The organism is Streptomyces sp. NPDC016640, assembly GCF_043076215.1.
Lineage (GTDB): Bacteria > Actinomycetota > Actinomycetes > Streptomycetales > Streptomycetaceae > Streptomyces.
Map to the genome: position 1 here is coordinate 231,545 of NZ_JBIBRG010000003.1, position 21,176 is coordinate 252,720.

Sequence of the window (21,176 nt, forward strand, 5' to 3'; positions counted from 1 at the left end):
CGTCCCCGGCATCCTCGGCATGCTGCGCGCGTGCCCCGATCCGGTCGCCGACCTGTCACACCGTGCCCCCTTCCAGTAAGTGGCCTTAGCCACTTACTGGATAGTGGCATTAGCCACTCGCGCCACGCAAGCACTTCACCCAACTGACGATTCGTCAGATCAGATCAGCGGATAGCCCTGCTCGAACGCCCAACGGTGCGGCGGGTACGTCGCCTCGGCGAACTCCAACGGCCGGTCCTGCATGTCGTAGACGACGTGGTGAACGATGAGTACGGCCGAACCCGGTTGCAGCTTCAGGTCAGCGGCCTCTTCCTCGGTGGCGCTCCGAGCGCACATGCGGTCCTCGGCGTAACTCCCTTGCCGCCCGGTCTTGTTCTCGACGTACATCAGGGTCCCCTCCTGAATCCGCCCGGGGTCCGTGAGCTTGGGCGCCCGCTGCCCGACGTCGGGAGCGAACCACGAGGTCGACAGCGTGATGGGCCCGTCCTGGTTGTTGGTCACACGCCGGCGATGCACGGCCCGGCGGTCCTTCACCAACCCGAGAGCCTCGGCGACGTGGTCCGGCGCGTCCATCCACCCAGCCGAAGTGATCACCGCGTACTCGCCCGGCGTGTAGATCTTCCCGGTCTGCCGAGCCCGGCCGTACAACTCCCGCGCTCGACGGTTGACTTCCAGGCTCCGCACGTAGGTGCCGGACCCCTGCCGCTTCTCGACGAGCCCCTGATGACTCAGCGCCTCCAGGGCGCGGGCCGCAGTCGGGCGGGAAACCTTCCAGTCCGCAGCCAACTGCCGCTCCGACGGCACCTCGTCGCCCGCTCGCAGGTCACCCCGAAGGATTTGATCGCGGATGTGGTGAGCGATCTGGAGATACTTCGGCTGCGCCTCCTCGATCTGCGGCACGTCTACTCCTCGTCCAAGTGGCTATGGCCTCTGGCCACTATAGGGTGAGTGGCCAATACCAGAAGCCGTAATGTTGAGCACATGACGCGGTTGATCGTCGCAGCAGGAGGAGGGGGCGACGCAGTCGCCGCCGCAATGCTTCACGCCGCCCTGTACGGCGACGAGGACCAGGCGGTGATACTCACGTACGCGTGGGACCGCCTGTTGATCGACCCGGTACCGGGCCCCCGCAGCGCCCACGACTTCACCGGCCTCGAAGCCGTCACCCGGTCCGTCCGGTCGGTGCCGGCGACCGCCCGCCCGGTCGCTCCCGCAGGGTCGACCCTTCCCCGCCTCGCAGCCGGGCTTCCCCATACCTTCGCCCTTCTCGATCCACATCAGGGAGTCGAAGGCGTGGCACGCCAGATGGAGGAGCTGGTTGCCCACCTGACGCCGGAGTCAATCGACCTCCTGGACGTTGGCGGAGACATCCTCGCCCGCGGCGACGAACCCACGCTCAAGAGCCCGCTTGCCGATGCACTGACACTCGCGGCGTGCTGCCAGGTGGATGCACCTGTCCGGCTCCTGGTGGCCGGCCCCGGTCTGGACGCCGAGTTGTCGGCGGACGAGCTTCGCCCACTGCTGGGCCCGGTCGTTCACACCTTCACGGCAGAGGACGTAGCCCCGGTCAGTGATGTCCTGAAGTGGCACCCGTCCGAAGCCACGGGCATGCTTGCGGCGACAGCCCGAGGAGTGCGCGGCACATGCGAGGTACGCGACGCCGGCCTGCCCGTGCCGCTCACAGATGAGGGCCCACGCGTGCACACAGTCGACCTGGACGAGGCCCTGAACCGCAACAACCTGGCCCGAGTCATCGCGGCGACGACGACCTTGGACGAGGTCGAGGCCCACAGCCGCGAGGTCTGCGGTTTCTCGGAGATCGACTACGAGCGCAACAAGGCCACCTGGTTGAAGGACCAGGCGCCGATGACACTCGACGCCGAAGCGGTGCTGCACCAGCTCGGCCAGTTCGAGTCAGAGGCCCGCGCCCGCGGAGTCACACACACGACGTTCCGCCACCTCACCGAGGTTCTGAATCTCAGCGGCTCTCAGCGCAGCGACCTGCGTCAACTCCTGGTCGCCAGACGCCCGGAGCAGTACGTAGCTCCACTCTGGCGCATCCCAGACGCCACCTGAGTTACAACCTTCTCTACTGGTTCAAGGCGGCTCGCTCCGCTCCCCGCGCGCTCCCCGGCTTACCGCCGGGGCCGACGCTCCTGCCTTCGGCTCGCTCTGGCCCCGGCTACGCCGGTCGCGCGGCCAGAGCAAGCGCCGCAGCAGGGAGGAACCCGCTCAGCCTACCTACTGGGTAGGCAGTGCCAGCATGTTCGAATTTCGCGGGATCGCGCGATAGACAGCAAACGGAATAAGCGAGAACCCTGGATATTGAGGAAGGTCAACAAACCCCAGACCTCCCAGATGTTTCATAAGTGCATTAATCCCTTCCGCGAAAGCACCTCGATTAACCGCCCCATTCGGACGCATGAAGTCCAGGTCCGGCATGTCCGTGTTTTCTGGGCCATAACTGCCAACACTACCGACCACCGTCCATTCCTGAGGCTCTGTTCCATACCGTGCGAACAAAATATCAGGCTCACTGTCTAGATACTGCCGACCTTCCTGAAGGCGAGAACCAATCAAAACTTCCCCTGACTCAACTGGAGAAAGATTAATGTTTAGCCCAGGAGCGAATACACCTCTCGCGATGCGCGTGATGGCGCGAAGGGAATCCCCGTCTACTCCCCCAGGCCCTATGAAGTCAGGGATTGAGTCTTCCAGTTGGCGTTCCCCTTCCCCTGAGCTACGTTTCGGCGACCGAGCTTTTTGCTGAGCCGGTTTACCTTTTCCTGACGAAGATTTCTGCGAAGAACCCAAATCGACTCCGATCCCCTGAAGCCCGATTGCCACAGAAGAAAATGCAGCAAAAACACTCGCACTATATCGGGTATCGAACAGGGAACCGTTAGCCGTAATACGAACAAGTGACCCCGGCGGAGCAATTGATTTTAGATTTCCCGACGTCCACTCAGAAAGATCCATAGCCTCATTTGAAATATCCCGAAGCAGACCCTCGGATTCCAACGCTTCTTCTAGCGTTGGAAAAATTGCATCACCAAGAGATTTTTGCGTGTACGTCTCACTCCCAGTTAGCTGCAAATGTTGGGCCATGCTCCTCGGGCCGACCGTATTCTTCTTCTGACTGCTATTGGTTTCCCGTGACTCCTCTGGCACACCTCCATCAAGCTGCGCAAGCATCGCCCTAACCTTGTCGGTGTCCACATACAAAAACTCACGCAAAATCAATTTTCTGCTCCCGGAATAGAACGAAGGTGAAGAATATCCGACCTTCTCCATTTTGTCAGTCGGTCGTGAAAAATGGCACTCAGTGTCTACCGGGTACGACACCAGGAGCGCACCAAATAACAAGAACCGTCACGGTCAATGGCCAGCATCTGGCCTGGCACCCCCACCTCAAGGCGAACAATATGCGCAGTTCGGACACACTGCGAAGCGTCAACAGTCGGTGTTTTCCCAAGCTGAGAGCTCAGCAGCACGCGCCGGCGTCGTCGCTTGCTCTGGTCGACGACACTGGCAGCGTGGTGAAGGCCATTGGGGGTGCAGCGAGGCATACGCGTGCGTAGGCGGTCGGCGCGCCCGCCGTCGTGGCTGACTTTCGTCGGCTGAGGTTCGTGCCACTACCGTGCCAGATGCAGGGGTCAGTCACGGTCAACACCGGTGTCCCGCGGTCGAGTACCCGCCCCTTTCCTCGGCCGGCGAAGTCGCAGCTCAGGCACCAGATCGCCCGCCCTCTCTCCTAAAGTGGTTGTTCACCCCTGTCACTGAGCCCACACTCGCTGGAACTCTTCGGCCTGGATGGCTTCCAGCGGGTCCTCTTCCAGGTCGATCGCTTGGTCTGTTAGGAAGCCGTGTTCATCCTCCAGGTGCTTCCAGCTGTACCGGTGGAGTCGGCCGGTTGGAGTCAACTCGGCTTGCCTGATGGCGACCAACTCGCCGCGGTCGAGTACGGCCTCGAAGTACCACAAGCCACCCTCCTCGTCGGCGTGGCGGAAGTGGTGCCGCAGGGTGGCCCTCTCATCGAGTGCTCGGTAGTACGCCATGATCTCTGTCGTAATGTGCCCGAGGTCAGTCACGAGGCCATCGTGCCAGCGCGTGCATACGGAAGCAGGGCAGGAACGATGGCGGGAACCGAGGGACTGTGAGCAGGAGACGTTACGTAGCCCGGGGTGTGCCGGGTGGATACCGGATCTGGGACAACCGAGGACGTCGATGGTGGGGGGACCTCTACGAGCTGTGTCCTGACGATCTCGTGGCCGAGCTGAACGGTCAGGCGGATCCTGCACGGCTCACTGCGCTGATGAAGCGCTACAGGGCGCAGAAGCGGTAGGTACGGCCGAAGCGGGGATGACGGTTGCGTGCACCACAAGCGCAGCGAGGGTGCCGGCCGTCAGTCAGGTGCGGCAGGACTGGGCCGTCTCTGGGCCGTCCGAGGCCGCTCGACAGTGGCCGATGACGACCAACCACGACCACCAGGCGCACGATCCCACCGCCCCTGAACTGCGAAAACCCAGCTCACCAAGATCCCCGGCAAGACTCAGGGCAAGAAGACACCTAGATTGCGTCCCGCCGCGGATCCGACAGGTTGTGCCACTCGTGGCCGCACCCATCGGCACAGTGCAGCATCCGCCTGCGGGTATCCGCGATGCTGAAGAGGGCGATGAGCAGGCGGAACGACTTGGTGAGTTCATAGGCTGGGAGTACTTCCATCCCGAAGCGCCACTTCGTGAGCATCACCGCCGGCGTGTGAGTGGGACGAATGCCAGAACGCGCAATGCTCTCTGGCACATCGTCCTCGCAGGCGCGGGCCTGCCCGCAGAACAGCACCAGTGCGTGCAGGACCTTGCGTTGGTCATCCTCCGCGAGACCCTCGAACCACTCGACACCCTCGGCCGTCGGTCTGAGCCCCTGCGCAAGTTCGTTCAGGACCACCTCGTATGCGTACAACATCGCCACCTCCCCGTAATTTCAGACCGACGGTACGCTCGCCAAAGCCCCGACGATTCCCCGAGCCGTTCAGTGCGAAGGCGTGAAGCCGGCGGACTGGTCGAGATGAAACGCGGAACCCAGAGTCGTCGGAGTCCACCCCTCACCCAGGGCAAGCCGAACAACCGCGGCAACACTGGACGGCCGTACAGGCTCAGCCTCGCGCCCCATCCAGTTGCTCGGATGCGGTTGATCGGTGGTAACCACGAGCGTCGTTCCCGGGGTGTCCGCACGCTCGACCGCGAATGTGCACGGCGACCAGGCCAAGCCCTGGAAGTAGGTCGGCCTGCCTCGAAGCCGCCAGCGGTAGGCCGTGCCGTCGACGACGATCCGTCGTGATCCCTTGCGGACCAGCGCCATGACTCCCCCTTCAACAGCGAAGATGCTAGCGAGCCCAACGCCGTCGTCCGTCTCAATTTCCGTCTCATTCAGCGCCGTTCACGACCGTTCGGACAGGACCGGAGGCGGTAACCGCCCAGACGACCGGCCGTCCATGAACGCAGGTGAACGGCCCTGCACTCGGCCCGGGACAGCACCAACACAGTTGGAAAGCGTGCGCCCCTGAGCAACCGCCTTGGGCCACCGTGCACCGCTGCGCGGAGCAGTGCGCCTTCCACAGAAGACATGTGCCCGGCAATCCTGCACTGGTCCGCACGACGGTCGAGACCGGGGGTGGGAAGCGTGGCTCGTACGCAGTCCAGGTGTGGAGCGCTCACGGAGAAGGGCACTCGATGCCGGCGGCTGGCGATGGTCGGTGCGTCGCGATGCAACCTGCACCGTGGCGAGTGGTCGTCGTACACCATCGAGAAGCGCAAGGAAGCCGAACGCAAGGCGAAGACACGCAAGCGTCGCAAGTGACCCAACCGGTGTGAGGTGACATCCATGGCTGACATCAACGACAGCGGACAGGGGCGGCGTCGCGCCCTCTGACGCGGCAGCGGCAGAGTGTCAGCGGGGATCAGTCCTCGCCTACCTGCAGCAACACCACGGTGAAGGACCCGCCGGTCCCCGCAACGACCCCATCGAAGGTATGTCGGGTGACCGGGTTCCACGCTCGCGCTCCGGGCACGAGTTCAGTGATGTTCGTGTACCAGGCGGCCTCATAGCCCAGCAGACGGACAACACGTTCCGCCGCTCTACGGGCGTGGGCGCGGCCTCGGCGTGCTGGGCCCGGGAACACGAGGTCGTAGGTCGCCAGGTAGGTCAAGAGCTCCACTGCGCGCTCAGCGTCGATCTGCAAGAGTGCGTCGTCGATCTCTACTGGTGTGTCCGGGCCGACTGCACCTTCCACTGCGTACTGCTTCCAAGCCTCTTCAGCCTCGGCGGCCACTTGGCGAACGAGTCCCGAAACGGATCCGCCGACCTGGTCGACCACGCGGCCGAAGACCCCGCCTTCTCGCGACAGAGAGCCAGTAAGAGCGCGCAGTTCCGCAGCTACGTCCACCGTGCCATTCTCTACTGGGCCACCCCCGACCCGGCCACGGCTGTCCCGCATCGTGCGATCCGCGGTGAGTGTCTAACTGCGTGACAACGCCGACGGACAGCGGCGGACAAGCACGGACACCCGCGGATCATCGCCGCAGGTGAGAGGCGCACTCGCTGCAGGTCGAGCCTCCGCCCAAGTTGCTTCGGGACGAAGAGGTCATGGGTTCAAACCTCGCCACCCCGACGCGGTTTTCAGCTAGAACTGGCGATGACCTGCCCGATGACGGAGAGGCGCTGCTCGCATTCCGGGCAGATCGCGTCACCGAAGGCATAAGTCAGGGCGCGCGCGACTTCCTTGTGGCCGTCGGCCAGGGCAAGGTCGTAGAGGCGGCGGCCGAGACCTTCCAGGGCGCGGGGGCCGGCCGGATGGAGAGGGAAGGGTTCAATGTCGTCGGAGAGGGCGTAGTCTTCCGCCGCGCTGAAGAAGCCCCGCTCTCCGATGATCACCCACAGCGACGCGCACCCGTCGGGATTGGGGCACTCAAGTTCGTATTCCTCGTTGACGACGCCCCAGATCAAGTCCTGTGCCCAGTGGATGTCGCCCTCCAGGTTCAGGACGGCCTCAAGCAGGTGGCAGTAGTCGTTCCGGTCGGCGGTGACCTGCCGCCACCGGTTTGCGGCGCCCAGTAGGCGTGCGACTTCCGGCGCGTACTGGTGCCGCAGGTTCCGGGTCTCGTACCGCTGGTCGGCCTGGACGAGAAGGGCGCCGGCCAGGTGGAGGGCCGAAGCTGCCATGTCGGCATGGTCGACCTCCGCCAGGTCGGCCAGCGTGTGCAGCACCAGCGGATCGGCGACATCCAGAGAGCCGTTGTGGTAGAGCTCCGTCCAGAGGTCGCTCCAGGCCTGACTGTCCGGGCCCGTGGCGGCACGTTCCAGCAGGGCCCTCAGGCGCTCGGAATCGGCGTCGTCTGCGCGAGGAACAGGAGAACTCGTCGTCACCTCCGGTATCCAAGCAGACTGCCGCAAGCGCACTTTTGCCGACCTGTCGATTGCTGTGGATGCGTGCCGGTCGGCATACCCAGTGGCGCTGGGCCGACCGGCCAGGCGAGCCGTTGCACGTCTGCCCGGTGCTGGAGCTGTTCCGCTGACATCCAACATTGACATCAACGACCACGGACAGCGGTGGCTGCCAACAACCATATGCGGCGCCCGCGCGCATAGGGGACCGCGATCACATCGGTCCCTGATCGAACTCCTAAAGCGGGTGTCACAGGGATGTGGCAGTTTGGGACTGCTCACCGTCATGTGAGGCGTATGGAGCAGGTCGTTTGAACGCGGGGAGGCGCTACAGGCATGGCTCGACCGTGGGGAATCGTGGGCTATGGGGAGGACGCCGAGGCGCTGGCCTGCCGGTACGAGGCAGTGGCGTTCGAGGAGGTGCACGGGTATCTCCTGCCGTGGCTGCCGTCCCTTCCAGGCCGGGTGGCCGACATCGGTGCCGGCAGCGGCCGGGACGCCGCCGCGCTGGCTGCGCGCGGGTATGCGGTGGTGGCGGTGGAGCCCGCCCCGGAGCTGCGGCGGATTGGGCAGCGCCTGCACGCCGACGCGGCGATTGCGTGGGGGGACGTCGCCCTGCCCGCGCTGACCGGTCTGCGCGGATCCTTCGACTTGGTGCTGCTGTCCGCAGTGTGGATGCACCTGGATGAGCAGGAGCGCGTCGAGGCCATGCAGCGAGTGGCCGAGCTGACCGCGCCCGGAGGATGTGTGGCCATGTCGCTGCGGCATGGGCCGGTCCCGGCGGGGCGGCGGATATTCGCGGTATCCGCAGCCGAGACCGTGACCCTGGCCGAACGGTTCGGCTTGACCGTCGCGCACCGCGGGGAGGAACCGGACCAGCTGGGCCGGGCGGATGTGCGCTGGAGCACGCTGGTCTTCCGGGCGCAGCACCGCACCGTCGGGGGGAGGACGTGATGACGGTGGAGTTCTACCGGATCGAGCCGAGCGCTCGGACCTCCTGGCGGCTGGCCGTGCTGATGGGCGCCAACACCCGCACCTATAAGTTCGCCCTCGGCTCCGCTCTGCTGGAACACGCCGCTCAGGACCGCACCGAGGTGACGCTGGACGAACTCGCCGTGCCCTACGCCATGGGCCTGGTCACGCATCTGACCGAAGCATCCCAGGCACCGTCCGGGCCACCGCTGGGCGAGTCGGACTTCCTGTCCGTAGCCCAGCGGGAGGCCGAGGAGTCCACCAGCCTGGGCCACCCCACCGAACGGCTCCTATATGCCGCGGTGCGGTCCATGCCCGCGATGGTGATGCGGAAGTTCCACAACCTGGGCGGCGGAACCGAGACAGCCCACCGCTTCTACGAACTGACCGGCAGCCCGCGCCGACGGATTGTGCGCCTGACTCCCGACCTGCTCCAGGTCGCCCGATCGGAGCAGGCGACTGGACTGCGCACCGAGTTGAGCGCGCGATGGAACATCGTCGAGAGCTCCTTCTCCGCCGGCATCGGCCGCAGCCTCATCACCGAAGGCGTCGCGGTGGACTGGGCCACGCTAAAGCTCACGGACAAGCACCGCCGCCGCTCAGTCACCGGAGTCGCCGAAGCCCTGATCGGCTTCCAGCACGGCCGGTGCCTGATCTGTGCCACCCCCATCGCTCCCGACGACAAGACCGCCGTCGACCACGTCTTCCCTCACTCGCTGATGCGGCGCTTCGGGGCCGTGTCCGGCTGGCAGGGTCCCGACCTGGACGTCATCTGGAACCTCGCCCCCGCCCACGAGACATGCAACAGCACCAAGAGCGACCGCCTCCCCACCCCTAACGAACTGGACCGCCTCGCCCAGCGCAACGAGGCGATCCTGCAGTCCCCCCACCCACTCAAGAAGACTCTGCAGCTCACCCTCCGCAGCGCGGGATACAGCGACAGGCCCGGACAGTGGCCGTACTTCCTGCGCCAGGTTCAGGCCGCCTGTACCTGACCAGGACAGCGGCCGTCTCCCTCGTGCACCGAAGACAGGTGCAGTACAGCAGCGGAGTACAGCAATCGTCGCAACCGCAGGCGACCGCTAAGGCCCATCAGCGACCGACTGACCAGGCCTCCGGCCCACAATGACCTCTCAGCCGAGAGTTCGGGACGAAGAGGTCGTGCCAGACGCGTGCCAGATCGTACGGGGAACCGCGGGGAACACCGGAGAATCAACGGACCCGCCACCAGACGTCGCGACGCCTCCGCCGCAGTTCAGGCCCGGAGAGAACCCGAGATCACCTCAGCTTCCCAAGCTGAGAGCGCGAGTTCGATTCTCGTCACCCGCTCCACGAGGAAGGCCCAGGTCGGAGACCCGGGCCTTCTTGCTGTCCGTCGTCAGTCGTCGGAGTGGTTTCTCCTTCTCGGACACCGAGCTCCGGGGCTCGGTGTCCGAGGAGGCGAGCTACGGCTCAGAACACGCCCTTGTAGCCCTGCCAGCCCGTGGCGATCTTCGTACGGCTGCCGAAGGAGCCCTTGCCGGTGCCGTTGGAGCGCCACAGGTTGCCGGCGGTGTCGCGGGCCACGAGGTCGGCCTTGCCGTCGCCGGTGATGTCGCCCACGCCCACAACCACGTCGTACGACGAGCCCCAGTCGTTGAACAGCTTGACCCGGCTCTTGAACGTGCCCGTCCCGATGCCGTCGTACCGCCACAGTTCGTTCGACTTGTCCTGCGCCAGTAGATCGCCGCGGCCGTCGCCGTTCAGGTCACCGGCGCCAAGGATCTTCTTGTAGCCCGTCCACTTGGACGCGATCTTCACCCGCGCCGAGAGCTTCCCCGTGCTCGTCGCCTTGTAGAGGTAGACGTCCCCGGTCGAGGTCTGACGCGCGATCAAGTCCGCTCGGCCGTCACCGCTGATGTCCCCCGGTGAGGTCAGCACGTCGTACTGGTTCCAGCCCGTGCCCAGCGAGGTGTACGCGGTCGACGGGGTCACCGCCGCCCCGCACGCGGGCCGGTAGGCGCGCAGCGTGCCGCTGCTGTGGCGGACGAGCACGTCGTTGCACCGGTCGCCGTTCAGGTCGCCGTACGGCACGAACTTCGCGCTCGTCGGCCATCCGGAGCCCGTCTTCTTACTGGTGAGGGTCCCGGTGCCGGTGCCGTACTGGTACGTCAGTCCGCCCGAGCCGTTGAGGGTGAGCAGCTCGCCGAAGCCGTCCGAGGTGGCGAAGTCCCGCCGGACCGGGGTCGCGCCGGTGACCTTCACCGTGCCGGTCCTCGTCAGGGCCGCGCCCTGTCCGTCGGCCGGGGCGGCGGTCAGCGTCCAGGTGTACGCGCCGTTGGCGACCAGCTTGCCTGCGCCGTCCTTGCCGTTCCACGACGCCGGGATCACGCCCCGTGCCGTACCGCCGGTGAGGGTGCGCACGGTCGCACCGGTGGCCTTGTTCCTGATGGCCAGCTGCCAGGAGGCAGCCGGCTTCGACAGCCACCACTTGGGGCTCCAGCTCGCGGCGCCGCCCTTCACCTCGGCCGAGCCGGCGACGGCCGAGTCGAGCTGGGTGAGCGCCGGGACGGGGACGCCGCTGGACACCACGTGGGTGTCGCCCTTGGCGTCCACGTACGCGATCAGACCGGTGTACGGGTCGACGTCCCACGGCTGCCCGGACTGGAAGGTACCCGCCGAGTGCGTGACGGGTGTGCCGCTGCGGACGTCGGTGACCTCGAACTGTCCGTCGACGCCGGTGACGACGAACCCGTCACCGAGCTTCGCGGTCTCCCAGGCTCCTTGGGTGAGGGTCAGCTTGGTCTTCGCGACGGTGTCGTAGACGCCCTGGCCCTCCGCCGATCCCACACACGACCACAGCAGCCAGCGCCCGGCCGCCTGGAGGTCCTCCAGCAGACACCCTCGCCCGAACCACACCGATTCGCCGCGCCTGCCTGTGCGGACGTCGACCGGCGCCGCGCTGTCGTTGCCGTCCCGCACCCACATGGTGGTGCCCCACATCGCCGTACCGTTCTCCGGCGAGGTCAGCACCGTGTCACCCGTGTCGAGGTCGATCACCCGCGTCTGCGACGCGGTTTCGTCGGTGTACTCGGTGGCCATCGCGACGTGCCGGCCCCTGGCGTCCCACACGCGGACGTAGTTGTGCTCGGCGTCGACGGGTGTGCCGGGCAGCGAGCCCGTCGGTCCCACGAACCGGGGCACGCGGTCGCCGCCCGAGAGCCCCGTGTTCCAGACCACCGTGCGGCCGTCCCCGGTGCCCACGAGGTAGGGGTTGTCGTCGGTGACGCCCTGGGCTGTGCGTGAGCCGGCGGTGAGGGTGTCACCGGTCGCGTCGATCGTCCGGCCGTACATGTACGTACGGCCCCGGTCCCAGTCGTGTTCCGTCACGGTCAGCCGGCCGCCCGCCAGGGTGAGTTCCTGCACGGGGTCGACCACGGACTTCAGTTCGGCGGCGGCGACCTTCTTGACCACGGGAGTACCGTCGGCGCCCGCGCGGACGAGATTCACTCCCCAGTCAGCGGTGTCGGGACCGCTGCCGGGCACCAGGAGGCCGCCGTCGAGGGTGGGGACGGCGAGGGACAGGCTGCGCGACCGGGCCAGTACGGTCCCCGTCGTCGACCCGTCGGTGGCGAGCGCCTCGACGCGCCAGACGGGCAGGGCGCCGTCCATGGCACCCAGCGAGGAGTCGTAGCGGGAGACCAGAAGCGTGTCGCCGACCATGCCCAGCAGGTGCGTCGGCCCGTCGTTCGCCAGGGGCACGGTACGGACGGCGGTGTTCAGGTCGTCGCGGGAGTAGACGGAGACGGCGGTACCGTCCCACGACAGCAGATGGGTGGCGGTGAGGATCACGTTCCCGCTGCCGTTGCCGCTCGGGTCGTGGGACAGCTCGACGAGCCGTCCCTCGTCGGCGTCGAGCCAGCCGCGCCGGAACGTTCCGTCGGCCTTGTACAGGACCACCATGCCGTGGGCGTCTGCCACGGGCGAGTCGCCGCTGGTCACCGAAGTGACACCCGTCGGGACGCCCGCCACCGTGCGGTCGCGCACCGTGCCGTCGTCCTGGAGGTCGAACAGATGCCACGTCAGGTCGTCGCCCGTACCCGACCAGGCGGTCGTCACGACGGTCCGCCCGAGCGTCCCCTGGTAGGTGTGCCGGTCCGGGAGCGGGATCGTCGTGGCCGTCCCCCCGGCCGCCATGTCCCGCAGCGTCACGGTCCGTGCGTCATCGTCGTAGCGGGCGACGACGTCGGAACCGGCGCCGAACTCCGGCATGCCCCAGACCTCGGCAGCCGAGGAGTCCACCACCGTGTCCTCACCGGTGTAGGTGGTCCATATGTGGCCGCGCCCGGGTTCATGGCGCAGGAACCCCGACGGTCCCGCGCTGAACAGGGCGGTCTGGGGCCGCAGCGACGTCGCCGCCGGAATGACCACCTCGGCGGCCCCGTACGCGTGCGCGTCGAGGGTCAGCGGTCCGAGGCCCAGGGCCAAGGCGAGCGAGGTGGCGGCGGCGACACCACCGCGTATGAGGGCACGTCTGCCCACTCGGTTCCTCCACAGGAGACGGGATCGGAAGGGAGATGAAAGCCAGGAAAGCAAGGAAAACGGAAGACTCGTATGACGGATGGCGCAGCAAGGCCGAACGACAAGACGCTGATGTCCGCTCAGCCATTGGCTCGGATCAGCGCCCGGACCGGCTCCGAATGATCGCAGCTTCCCGAGCTGAGATCCAGGCATGTGCCGGCGCAGACAGCGCTTGTAGGGTTCAGCTCATGGTGGCTGCGACTGTCCGCGAGTGGGACGATGAGGAAGGGTGGGGCGTGCTCGACTGCCCCGAGACTCCTGGCGGCTGTTTCGGCCACTACTCCGACATCCAGGCAACCGGCTTCCGCACGCTGTCACCCGGGCAACAGGTGGACCTCACGTGGGAGGCTCCCGGCTTCAAGCAGGACGGGTACGACTACCGTGCGGTGAGCATCGTGCCCCGGCAAGCCTGACATCCACGTCTGACATCGACGACGGCGAACGCCCACGGTCTCCTGCAGCTCGTCCTGCCCTTGCACCCCTTACCGCGGCATGCAGCGACGCCCCGTTGATCGAACTCCTAAAGCGGGTGTCGCAGGTTCGAATCCTGCCGGGGGCACAGAGAAAAGGGCCAGTCCGGGAGGGGTTCCCCTCCCGGACTGGCCCTTCTGCGTGATCACGTCCGTGCCATGCTCGCACCACGAAGTCCGTTGCGGTCCCGCCGACCTGGCGTCCTGGTATCAGCCTTCGTGGGGCACCTTCGGGCGAGTGACCGGTACGACGGTGAGGAGGTCGTCCAGCCCTTTGAAGTCGTCGGGGTTGGTGGTGAAAAGGGGGAGGTCCTCGGCCACGGCGATGGCGGCGATCATCAGGTCGGCCACCCGGCGGCGCGGCTTGCGGCCCGCGCTGATCACCGCCGCGCAGATGCGGCCGTAGATGCGGGCCGCGTCGGCGCCGAAGGGGATGGGGTCGAACTCGTGCTCGGCGCGTTGGAGGACGTCGAGCCTGCGGGCGCGTTCGACGTGTTCGTCGTAGGCGCTCTGTTCGTCGTTGCGACGGACCTCGTGTGGGCCGGCGGACAGCTCGGCCAGGGTGATGGCGGTGATCGCCATTTCGCCCGGCAGTTCCTCGGGAGCCACCCACCGGCGCAGAATCATGATGTTGGTGTCGAGGAGTCCCTGCTCGTACGTCGGGCGGTCAGCGGGCATAGGGGTCGTCCAGGTAGGTGTCCGCCGTGGTGTCCTGGTCCGCGCGGAACGTGTCGAGGTCGATGTCGGGAGCGATCCTGGACATCGCGGCGAACTCCTGACGGGAGACGAACCGACGGCGTCGACGCAGAGGGACGAGCTGACCGATCGGGTGTCCGTCACGGGTGACGGTGAACGACTGGCCGCCCTGTATGGCGTCCATGATCTCTCGGGACCGGTTGCGCAGATCCCGCTGGGTGATTTCGGGCTGAACGCTCATACCCACCACGGTAGCGGCTGGTGCTATCCGGTGCTACCAGGTAGCACATCGCACCGAAAGCCTGCGTCGGCAAGCCTTCGGCCGTGAACGCAGCGAGTGATCAGGCGGACCGGCGGTCGTCATGGGCTGTCTGAGCACTTCGGCATGCGCACCACATCGGAACCCGGCCCAGACCGTGACATGAGTGGGGCGCTTCTCGCGTCTGCGGTACAGAGCGGGTGGGAGGCCGTCTCGCGGGCAACCCTCGCCGGACAGATCCAACGGCGATTCCAAGGGCCTTTGACATCTGCTTCCGACATCGACGGCGCCGGACGAGGGCATGCACCAGCACCCCGATCCGACTGTCGCTCCAGTCGACGACAGCCGTCGGAGCAGGCCCGTATCGAACTCCTGAAGCGGGTGTCGCAGGTTCGAATCCTGCCGGGGACACAGCGAGAAGGGCCAGCTCAGGAGGGGTTTCCTACCGGGCTGGCCCTTCGCGGTGTCCGAGCACGCGGAGTGTCCGGTCACATCGCGGCCGCCGCCGCTCATCAGGACGCGATGGACCGACTGCGCGAGTTGGCCGGCCGTCTCGAGGAGGAGCACGGCGCCGTGACGGACGACGAGCAGCAGGCAGCGCTGGATCGCATCGCCGCCGTCGACGGCTGGCATGACGAGCAGCGGCCGGCCTCGGGCGAGGCCGTATGAGCCACGCCGTCCGGGCGAAGGTGCCCCGGCCACGGCAGCGCGTCTTCGTGTTCGGCTCCGAGGCTCTCTCCAAGGCGGTTCAGGGCGACCGGGAGATGGCCGCGCTGATCAAGACGGCTCCGCGGCTCGACGTCCCGGTCGTGACCTCGTCGCTCACGACCTTGGAGGCATGGGACCCGCGCGAGGCGCCGGGACAGGCTCTGTGGAACTGGACCCTGTCGCGAATCCGCGTCGTGCACACGGACGACCAGGTGATCGCCATGGCACGCGACATGCTGAGGGCAGCCGGTCCACACGGACCGACTCGGAACGGTTCGCCCAGGGCGAGCTGAGGACGTTCAACGCGTCGTCACGGCCGACAAGTACTCGAGGCTGCCCCACGGGGCGGACCTGGCGATCGCCAAGACCGCGGCTTCTCACAGGCCGGCACTGCCGCTCCTGGCGCCGGTCGTGAGGCCGGTCCGACGGGAGGCATCTCCTCATTCGCCGAACCGCCTGGCGAGGTGGAGCAGCCCCTCGTTCTCGCGGGCGGGGAATCCGTCACGAGGTTCGGCAACACGAACCCGAGCGAGGCGACACGGGAGCGGCCCATCGCGTGTATCGGGCGGTCCGCTCCCGGTTCCCTCAGGCGGGACCGGGATCGGAGATCTCGTGTCCACCGACCACCTCGTCGACCGGGTGCGGGGGGCGGCCGGCGGCTGTGAATTTCCTCCTTCGTGGTGTCTCCCCGGCTCTCGACCTCAAGCACTCTGCTCTCTGCGTTTCCTCGGCGGGAAACCAGCTGTGCAGGAAGGGGGTTCGGAAGAGGATGTCTTCATGCGGGTAGGAGTGGTTGGGCTGAGGATGGGGCTTCACCTGGCGGACTGGTGCCGCAAGGTGGGCATGGAGGTCGTGGCGGCATGTGACCGCGACCCCGAACGCCGCGCCGTGGCGCGGGCGCAGCTGCCCGGCGCGGTGCTGGTGGAACGGTGGCAGGAGCTGCTGGAGCACCGTCTTGACGGGGTCGTGCTGGCCAACGACTTCGACGAGCACGCGCCGTTGGCCATCGCGTTCCTGGACCGTGGGGTGCATGTGCTGTCCGAGTCGGCGGCGTGCGTGGACGCCGCGGAAGGGGAGCGGCTCATCGCGGCGGCGGACAGGTCGTCCGCGACCTACTCCTTCGCCGAGAACTACGTGGCCCATCCGCACGTCCGTCTCATCCGGCAGGCGATCGAGGCCGGGGAGCTGGGCCGGATCAGCCTGATCGAAGCGGACTACCTGCACGGCATGTCCCCGGCCGATGTCGCGGGCCTGATCGGTGACCCGGCGCACTGGCGCGGGCGCATCGCTCCCACGGCGTACTGCACGCACACCCTCTCACCGGTGCTGGCCCTCACGGACGCCCGGCCGGTGGAGGTGTCGGCGTTCCCGGTGGACGAGGCGGACCCGCGCGCCGCGGTCGTCATGGCGGTACGGCTGTCCACCGGGGCGCTGGCCCTCACCCGGCACGGCTTCCTCCAGGGCGAACCCGACAGTCACTGGAGCTGGATCTCCGTACGCGGTACCAAGGCGCTGGCCGAGTCCGTCCGGGCCGCCGGCGAACGGTCCTGGTCGGTCCGTGTCAGAACGGAGGGCTGGGCGACCCCGGAGGGCCACGCCCGTGAGGAGGAACGCACTCCTGTGCCGCTCACTCTCGCCGGGGAACCCGTGGCGCGCGGGGCCGAGGGCACCGTACGGGTACTGCGCGCCTTCCGGGCCACGGTGGAGCGGGGAGAGCCGCCGCTGGTACCGGTACGGCCCGCCGTGGCCGCGTCACTGGTCGGCGTGGCCGGCGCGGAGTCACTGGCCAACGGTTCCCGCCCGGTCCCGGTACCCGTGCTGACGACCGGCCCGCAGTCAGCCACGGGTCAGGCGGATTCCGGCATCCACAGCTGACATCGACGGCACCGGACGGGAAGGTACGCCAGCTTCCCCGTCCGGCCGTCGCACCCGTCACCGGCAACAGCCGCAGCGGCCCCGGACCGAACTCCCGTGAAGCCGTCTCCACCCGGATCCGTCGTGCACTGCTCAGCGAACAATCACGCCATCAGAAGCGGTGTCCGAAGCGGGTGTCGCAGGTTCGGATCCCGCCGGGGCACCAGGCGAGAGGCCCCGGAGCGATCAGGGCGGTTTCCAGGGGCCTTCGACATCCGCTTGGCCCCTCGGCCGGCGAAAAGGAGTCGAGACGTCCTGCCGTCCTGACCGATCATGCATCCATGCCACTGACAGCCACCCTCGCCCGAGTCGACGCGGACCTGGCAGCCGGCCGCGTGCCCCTGGCGCGGCAGCGTCTGCGCGGGCTGGTCTCCTCCTTCCCCAACGACCCGGCGCTCCGCCGTCGCCTGGCCGAGGTGTACCGGCTGTACGGTGAGCCCGCGGAAGCGGGGCGCTGGATGTACCTCGAGGAGGACCGGGAGGCGGACGAGACCTCCGCCTTCGAAGCGAGGTACCGGACTCCTCAGGAGCGCATGAGGGCACTCGCGTGGCGCGGTCCCGAGGCACTCGCCCCCTCCAGCTTCGCTGTGGAACAGCTGACGGCGGTACGGACCGCTTGCTCCGAAGCCCTGGGGCACCCGGTGGACTGGGACTGGACACCTTCCGTCCCCGACGACGAACCGGACGACGGGGCGGGAGGGTTCAGCAGCTTCCTGGCAGGAGCCGGCTGCCTGGCGGTGTTCCTCACGATGCTGGGGATCTGGGTGAACGGACTGATCGCCCTCTTCGACTGACCCGCCCGCCGACAGCCCCGTCGGCGGCCCCTGCAGCCTCTCCGCCTTCGAGGCCGCCGCGGCCGGCGACGGGATCGCCGAATCCGGCATCCGCCTCGCCTGCTTCGTCACCGCCCGGAGGACGACGGGGACGCCGGTTTCAGCCACGCGGCCCACCATGCCCACCAGTTGACGGGGAACGGCGCCGCACGCCGGCTGACCGGCGTCGGCGACCACAACGGATCGGTACGGCAAGCCCTGCCCCGGATCGTCAGGTTCTCCGACGGGTCGGCGGTTCGAGCTCCGCCGCCGCGGTTGCCGGGCGTCGGGCTCGGCCGGCCTGGTGTCAGCCGCTGGTCAGCGACGTGAGGATGATCTCCCGCGCTGACTGGACCGTGCGAGCGAAGGCGGCCGGATCCCGGCCGATGCGTTCGGCGCCGGCACGCATGACGCCGGACAGCAGCTCCACCGCGAGCCGCACGTCGCCGACGTCCCGGAACTCCCCGCCTGCCATGCCGTCCCGGACGACGTTCTCCACCTGCGCCACGACCGCGTGGAACGGCCCGTACGGTCCCTTCGGCACCTCGGCGACCAGAGGACCGGCGCCGGGCAGGAACATCAGCTGCATGGCCTGGTCCGTGCAGGCGTCCAGGACCGCCTCGACGATCTCCCGCATCCGTTCGGCCGCCGGGTCCTGGGCCCGCTCGGCGATCGCGGTCACCCGCTCGAGCATGGGCCGGCTCGCCCGCTCGGCCAGCGCGAGGACCAGCGTGCGCTTGTCGCGCGCGTAGTTGTAGAGCGTGTTGCGAGCGAGCCCCGCCCGAGTCGCGATGTGCCCCATGGTGATCGCGTCGTAGTCGCGCTCGAGCAGCAGCTGCCGCATCGCCTCGGCCAGGTCGGTCCACACCATCTCGTGGTGTTCCTCGATGCTGGCTCCCCGGATCCGTGGCATCCGGTCATTTTCCTCTCACGGCGGCTCTCCCGCGCACCGGACCCGCCGCTAGCCCGCCTGCCCGGCGGCGGCGGCGAGATGCGCGTTCTCCTGGTACTTGGAGGTGAGTTTCACGCGGGTGAGCCGCCAGCCGTCCGCCGTGCGGACCGCCTCGTTGTCGTAGAAGCCGACCACCAGCCAGCGAGTGGGCCCGTCGCCGGCGGCCTCCTCCGGGAGCCAGTGCTCGGCACGGACGTGCGCGTGGATCTTCGCGGTGTCGCCGTCGAGGTCGATGACGTGGCCGCTGATGACGTGGTGGGTCGCCATGAAGGGCGCGAAGGCGCCGCGGAGGATCTCGACGTACTGGCCGACCGGCACGGCCATCGGCGGGATCCCGGTCACCGATTCGAAGTCGAGCGTGATCTCGTCGGTGTAGACGCGGCCGGCCAGCTCACCGAACTGCTTCAGGTCCGCCATGTCGGCGTACCGGCCCATCAGCTCGACGAGCTCGATGCGATCACTGACTGCGTCCATGGACGACCCTCTCGGTCCGAAATTTATGCGACAACCTGTCGCAAAAAAGATTACGACGAACTGTCGCCAAAACCAAACCGGAGGGATCCGGTGCCACGCCCGCACGCCTGCGGCCTTGTCGGGCCGCCGGGGGACCCGGCCCGCTCCCCCGGCGGCCACCGAAGAGGACTCCTCCCGCCGCCGGCAGGGGGGCGTGGTCGATACGCCACCCCCATCGCAGCAAGGCCGCCGCCTTCCGGGGCATGAGGATGCGCCGGGCCCTCTTCCGAGGCCGGGCCCTCTTCCGAGCAGGCGCTGAGCATCGAGCGTCGCGGCCGGTGAGCCTCTGACCGGGTGACGACGCCGACGGACGACGGCGGACGAGCGTGGCCGTCTGCGGATCATCAGCGCAGCTCAGCAGCGCGTCAGCCCGGGGCCGAACGCCTGCCCGAGTTGCTTGAGGCTTTGCCGCACGGTGCGGCGGGCGCGTGGTGGCCGTCCGTCAGGGGGTGCCCTGCGGGGAGGGAGCGGGAGTGGTGGCTCTGCCGAAGGCGCGCATGGCGAGGGCACCGGCAAGGGGGCCGGGCGCCAGAAGGAGGAAGGCGTAACGCCAGCCGATGGCCTCGGCCAGGAGGGGGGTGAGCTGGATGCTGACGACGGTGAGCGCGAACCCGATCGCGGTCTGGCCGGTGAGGGCCGTCCCGATGTAGCGGCGGTCGGCGACCTCGCTCAGCGAGGTCGAGAACACACCCGAGTCCGCGATCACGGCGGCGCCCCACAGCGTGCAGAAGGCGAGCAGGAGGGGCGGCGGAGCGTGGAAGAGGAGCGGGGAGAGGAGGCAGCACAGTCCGCTGAGAAGCAGCGCCGTCAGGGCGGCGGGAGGGCGGCCGAAGCGGTCCGCGCCCCAGCCGCCGAGCAGGCAGCCGGCCGCTCCGCCGATTCCCATGGTGAGGAACACCGTGATCTCCACCGAGCCCGGCAGGTCTTTCGCGGCGTCGGCCGCCAGGAGGAAGGACGGGATCCAGGTCCACAGGGCATAGAGCTCCCACATGTGCCCGAAGTAGCCGAGGTTGGCCAGCCGGGGCCCGCGCTCGGTGAACATGGACAGCGCGTAGCGGGGGTTGCGGACGGGTGCGGCCGGCGCCGCGTGGGGGCCGAGCCGGACGAGGGCCAGCGCGATGACGGAGGCCACGAGTCCGGCTGCCGCCGCGGTGAGCAGGACACCGCGCCAGGGCAGTGATCCCAGCCCGGCGATGAGATGGGGAAGCGTGGAGCCGAGGGTGAGGGCGGCGATGAGGACGCCCATGGTCCTGCCCCGTCCGGCGCTGCCGGCCCAGGAGGCCATGAGCTTCATGCCGGTGGGGTAGACCCCGGCGAGGAACACCCCGGTCAGGAACCGCAGCGGGACGGCGACGGCCGGCCGGTCGGCGGACAGGGCCAGCACCACGGTGCAGACGGCGGCCGCCGCGGCACTGGCGGCGAGCAGGCGCTGGGGCGGGAGGCGGTCCGCGAGGTTCAGGGCGGTCGAGGCCACGGCCCCGGCGACGAAGCCGAACTGTACGGAGGCCGTCAGCCACACCGCGTCGCCGGCCGTGAGCCCCCAGTCGTTCCGCAGGCTGGGCACCACCGCCGACATGGAGAACCACACGGCGAGGCCGAGCACCTGCACGGCGGCGATCGCACCGCGCTGTACACCGACGTTCACAGATGCCCCCCTCGGACCGAGGTCTTGTCCCTCCGGCCTCGCCCGCCCTGGCCGAAGGCCGACCCTAACCCCGGGACCGTGAGCCCGGTGCGCCCCCCTGCTCGGCGGCCGGCCGCCCCGAATGGTGCGGTCGGGGTGGCGCGGACGGAGACGGTGCGGCGAGAGGCCGCGAGTCAGGTGCGGGTGGCCGCGAGGGGGAGAACGGGGTCCGGACGCGCCGGAGACCATCTCC

22 protein-coding genes and 1 tRNA gene are annotated in these 21,176 nt (G+C 68.0%); 10 read left to right on the plus strand and 13 right to left on the minus strand.

Translation table 11 applies throughout. The annotated features are described in order from the left end of the window. Positions 1-159 precede the first annotated feature (159 nt). On the minus strand, positions 160-900 hold the full coding sequence (locus ACF07S_RS07925; RefSeq protein WP_391963672.1) for a GntR family transcriptional regulator: 741 nt from the start codon (positions 898-900) through the stop codon (positions 160-162). An 81-nt stretch (positions 901-981) separates the two neighbouring features. Here ACF07S_RS07925 and ACF07S_RS07930 point away from each other — a divergent pair, with 81 nt between their 5' ends. Then, positions 982-2,076 (plus strand): DUF1152 domain-containing protein, encoded by a 1,095-nt coding sequence (locus tag ACF07S_RS07930; RefSeq protein WP_391973696.1) that lies wholly within the window; start codon positions 982-984, stop codon positions 2,074-2,076. Positions 2,077-2,241: 165 nt separating this feature from the next. Here the strand turns inward: ACF07S_RS07930 and ACF07S_RS07935 are convergent, their stop codons facing one another. Both ACF07S_RS07935 and ACF07S_RS07940 read right to left on the minus strand, forming a co-directional pair. Further along, entirely contained in the window at positions 2,242-3,294 is a 1,053-nt protein-coding gene (locus tag ACF07S_RS07935) for a hypothetical protein (RefSeq protein WP_391973697.1), read from the minus strand. A 482-nt stretch (positions 3,295-3,776) separates the two neighbouring features. Further along, positions 3,777-4,091 (minus strand): hypothetical protein, encoded by a 315-nt coding sequence (locus ACF07S_RS07940; RefSeq protein ID WP_391973698.1) that lies wholly within the window; start codon positions 4,089-4,091, stop codon positions 3,777-3,779. Positions 4,092-4,156: 65 nt separating this feature from the next. On the opposite strand from ACF07S_RS07940, the gene ACF07S_RS07945 reads away from it, so the two are divergent. After that, a complete protein-coding gene (locus ACF07S_RS07945; RefSeq protein WP_391973699.1) occupies positions 4,157-4,345 on the plus strand; it encodes a hypothetical protein in 189 nt (62 codons plus the stop codon). Between the two features lie 224 nt (positions 4,346-4,569). On the opposite strand, the gene ACF07S_RS07950 is transcribed toward ACF07S_RS07945, so the two are convergent. The 4 genes from ACF07S_RS07950 to ACF07S_RS07965 form a co-directional block, all read right to left on the minus strand. After that, complete coding sequence (locus ACF07S_RS07950; RefSeq protein WP_391973700.1) at positions 4,570-4,965, minus strand: DUF5958 family protein; 396 nt, start codon at positions 4,963-4,965, stop codon at positions 4,570-4,572. Between the two features lie 66 nt (positions 4,966-5,031). Then, positions 5,032-5,361 (minus strand): hypothetical protein, encoded by a 330-nt coding sequence (locus tag ACF07S_RS07955; protein ID WP_391973701.1) that lies wholly within the window; start codon positions 5,359-5,361, stop codon positions 5,032-5,034. A gap of 598 nt (positions 5,362-5,959) precedes the next feature. After that, positions 5,960-6,376 carry a hypothetical protein gene (locus tag ACF07S_RS07960; protein WP_391973702.1) on the minus strand — a complete coding sequence of 139 codons (417 nt, stop codon included), beginning with the start codon at positions 6,374-6,376 and terminating at the stop codon, positions 5,960-5,962. Positions 6,377-6,678: 302 nt separating this feature from the next. Next, positions 6,679-7,425: a hypothetical protein gene (locus ACF07S_RS07965; RefSeq protein ID WP_391973703.1), complete on the minus strand. Its 747-nt coding sequence runs from the start codon at positions 7,423-7,425 to the stop codon at positions 6,679-6,681. A gap of 375 nt (positions 7,426-7,800) precedes the next feature. Here ACF07S_RS07965 and ACF07S_RS07970 point away from each other — a divergent pair, with 375 nt between their 5' ends. Together ACF07S_RS07970 and ACF07S_RS07975 are read left to right on the plus strand one after the other, a co-directional pair. Next, complete coding sequence (locus ACF07S_RS07970; RefSeq protein WP_391973704.1) at positions 7,801-8,397, plus strand: class I SAM-dependent methyltransferase; 597 nt, start codon at positions 7,801-7,803, stop codon at positions 8,395-8,397. Continuing rightward, positions 8,397-9,410, plus strand: a complete 1,014-nt coding sequence (locus ACF07S_RS07975) for an HNH endonuclease (protein ID WP_391973705.1) — start codon at positions 8,397-8,399, stop codon at positions 9,408-9,410. Before ACF07S_RS07970 ends, ACF07S_RS07975 begins: the two co-directional genes overlap by 1 nt. 457 nt (positions 9,411-9,867) lie before the next feature. On the opposite strand, the gene ACF07S_RS07980 is transcribed toward ACF07S_RS07975, so the two are convergent. Then, a complete protein-coding gene (locus ACF07S_RS07980) occupies positions 9,868-12,936 on the minus strand; it encodes an FG-GAP-like repeat-containing protein (RefSeq protein WP_391973706.1) in 3,069 nt (1,022 codons plus the stop codon). A 227-nt stretch (positions 12,937-13,163) separates the two neighbouring features. On the opposite strand from ACF07S_RS07980, the gene ACF07S_RS07985 reads away from it, so the two are divergent. Beyond that, positions 13,164-13,388, plus strand: a complete 225-nt coding sequence (locus ACF07S_RS07985; RefSeq protein ID WP_391973707.1) for a cold-shock protein — start codon at positions 13,164-13,166, stop codon at positions 13,386-13,388. A 267-nt stretch (positions 13,389-13,655) separates the two neighbouring features. Here the strand turns inward: ACF07S_RS07985 and ACF07S_RS07990 are convergent, their stop codons facing one another. Next, positions 13,656-14,123, minus strand: a complete 468-nt coding sequence (locus tag ACF07S_RS07990) for a type II toxin-antitoxin system VapC family toxin (protein ID WP_391963693.1) — start codon at positions 14,121-14,123, stop codon at positions 13,656-13,658. Next, positions 14,113-14,382, minus strand: a complete 270-nt coding sequence (locus tag ACF07S_RS07995) for a type II toxin-antitoxin system Phd/YefM family antitoxin (protein WP_391973708.1) — start codon at positions 14,380-14,382, stop codon at positions 14,113-14,115. Before ACF07S_RS07995 ends, ACF07S_RS07990 begins: the two co-directional genes overlap by 11 nt. A gap of 343 nt (positions 14,383-14,725) precedes the next feature. Here ACF07S_RS07995 and ACF07S_RS08000 point away from each other — a divergent pair. From ACF07S_RS08000 to ACF07S_RS08020, 5 genes are all read left to right on the plus strand, one after another. Next, positions 14,726-14,811 (plus strand) — tRNA-OTHER (locus tag ACF07S_RS08000). A gap of 111 nt (positions 14,812-14,922) precedes the next feature. After that, the gene (locus ACF07S_RS08005) at positions 14,923-15,069 is read left to right on the plus strand and encodes a hypothetical protein (RefSeq protein ID WP_391973709.1); all 147 of its coding nucleotides are present in this window, start codon (positions 14,923-14,925) and stop codon (positions 15,067-15,069) included. Continuing rightward, positions 15,066-15,401, plus strand: a complete 336-nt coding sequence (locus ACF07S_RS08010; RefSeq protein ID WP_391963696.1) for a hypothetical protein — start codon at positions 15,066-15,068, stop codon at positions 15,399-15,401. The genes ACF07S_RS08005 and ACF07S_RS08010 overlap by 4 nt, the downstream gene beginning before the upstream one ends. A gap of 484 nt (positions 15,402-15,885) precedes the next feature. Beyond that, positions 15,886-16,983, plus strand: coding sequence for a Gfo/Idh/MocA family protein (locus ACF07S_RS08015; RefSeq protein ID WP_391963697.1), 1,098 nt, complete (start codon positions 15,886-15,888; stop codon positions 16,981-16,983). A 320-nt stretch (positions 16,984-17,303) separates the two neighbouring features. Further along, positions 17,304-17,816 carry a DUF6584 family protein gene (locus ACF07S_RS08020; protein ID WP_391973710.1) on the plus strand — a complete coding sequence of 171 codons (513 nt, stop codon included), beginning with the start codon at positions 17,304-17,306 and terminating at the stop codon, positions 17,814-17,816. 325 nt (positions 17,817-18,141) lie between these two features. Here the strand turns inward: ACF07S_RS08020 and ACF07S_RS08025 are convergent, their stop codons facing one another. From ACF07S_RS08025 to ACF07S_RS08035, 3 genes are all read right to left on the minus strand, one after another. Further along, entirely contained in the window at positions 18,142-18,747 is a 606-nt protein-coding gene (locus ACF07S_RS08025; RefSeq protein WP_391973711.1) for a TetR/AcrR family transcriptional regulator, read from the minus strand. A gap of 48 nt (positions 18,748-18,795) precedes the next feature. Then, positions 18,796-19,260, minus strand: a complete 465-nt coding sequence (locus ACF07S_RS08030) for a nuclear transport factor 2 family protein (RefSeq protein ID WP_391963700.1) — start codon at positions 19,258-19,260, stop codon at positions 18,796-18,798. A gap of 481 nt (positions 19,261-19,741) precedes the next feature. Next, positions 19,742-20,944, minus strand: a complete 1,203-nt coding sequence (locus ACF07S_RS08035; RefSeq protein WP_391973712.1) for an MFS transporter — start codon at positions 20,942-20,944, stop codon at positions 19,742-19,744. Positions 20,945-21,176: the final 232 nt, after the last annotated feature.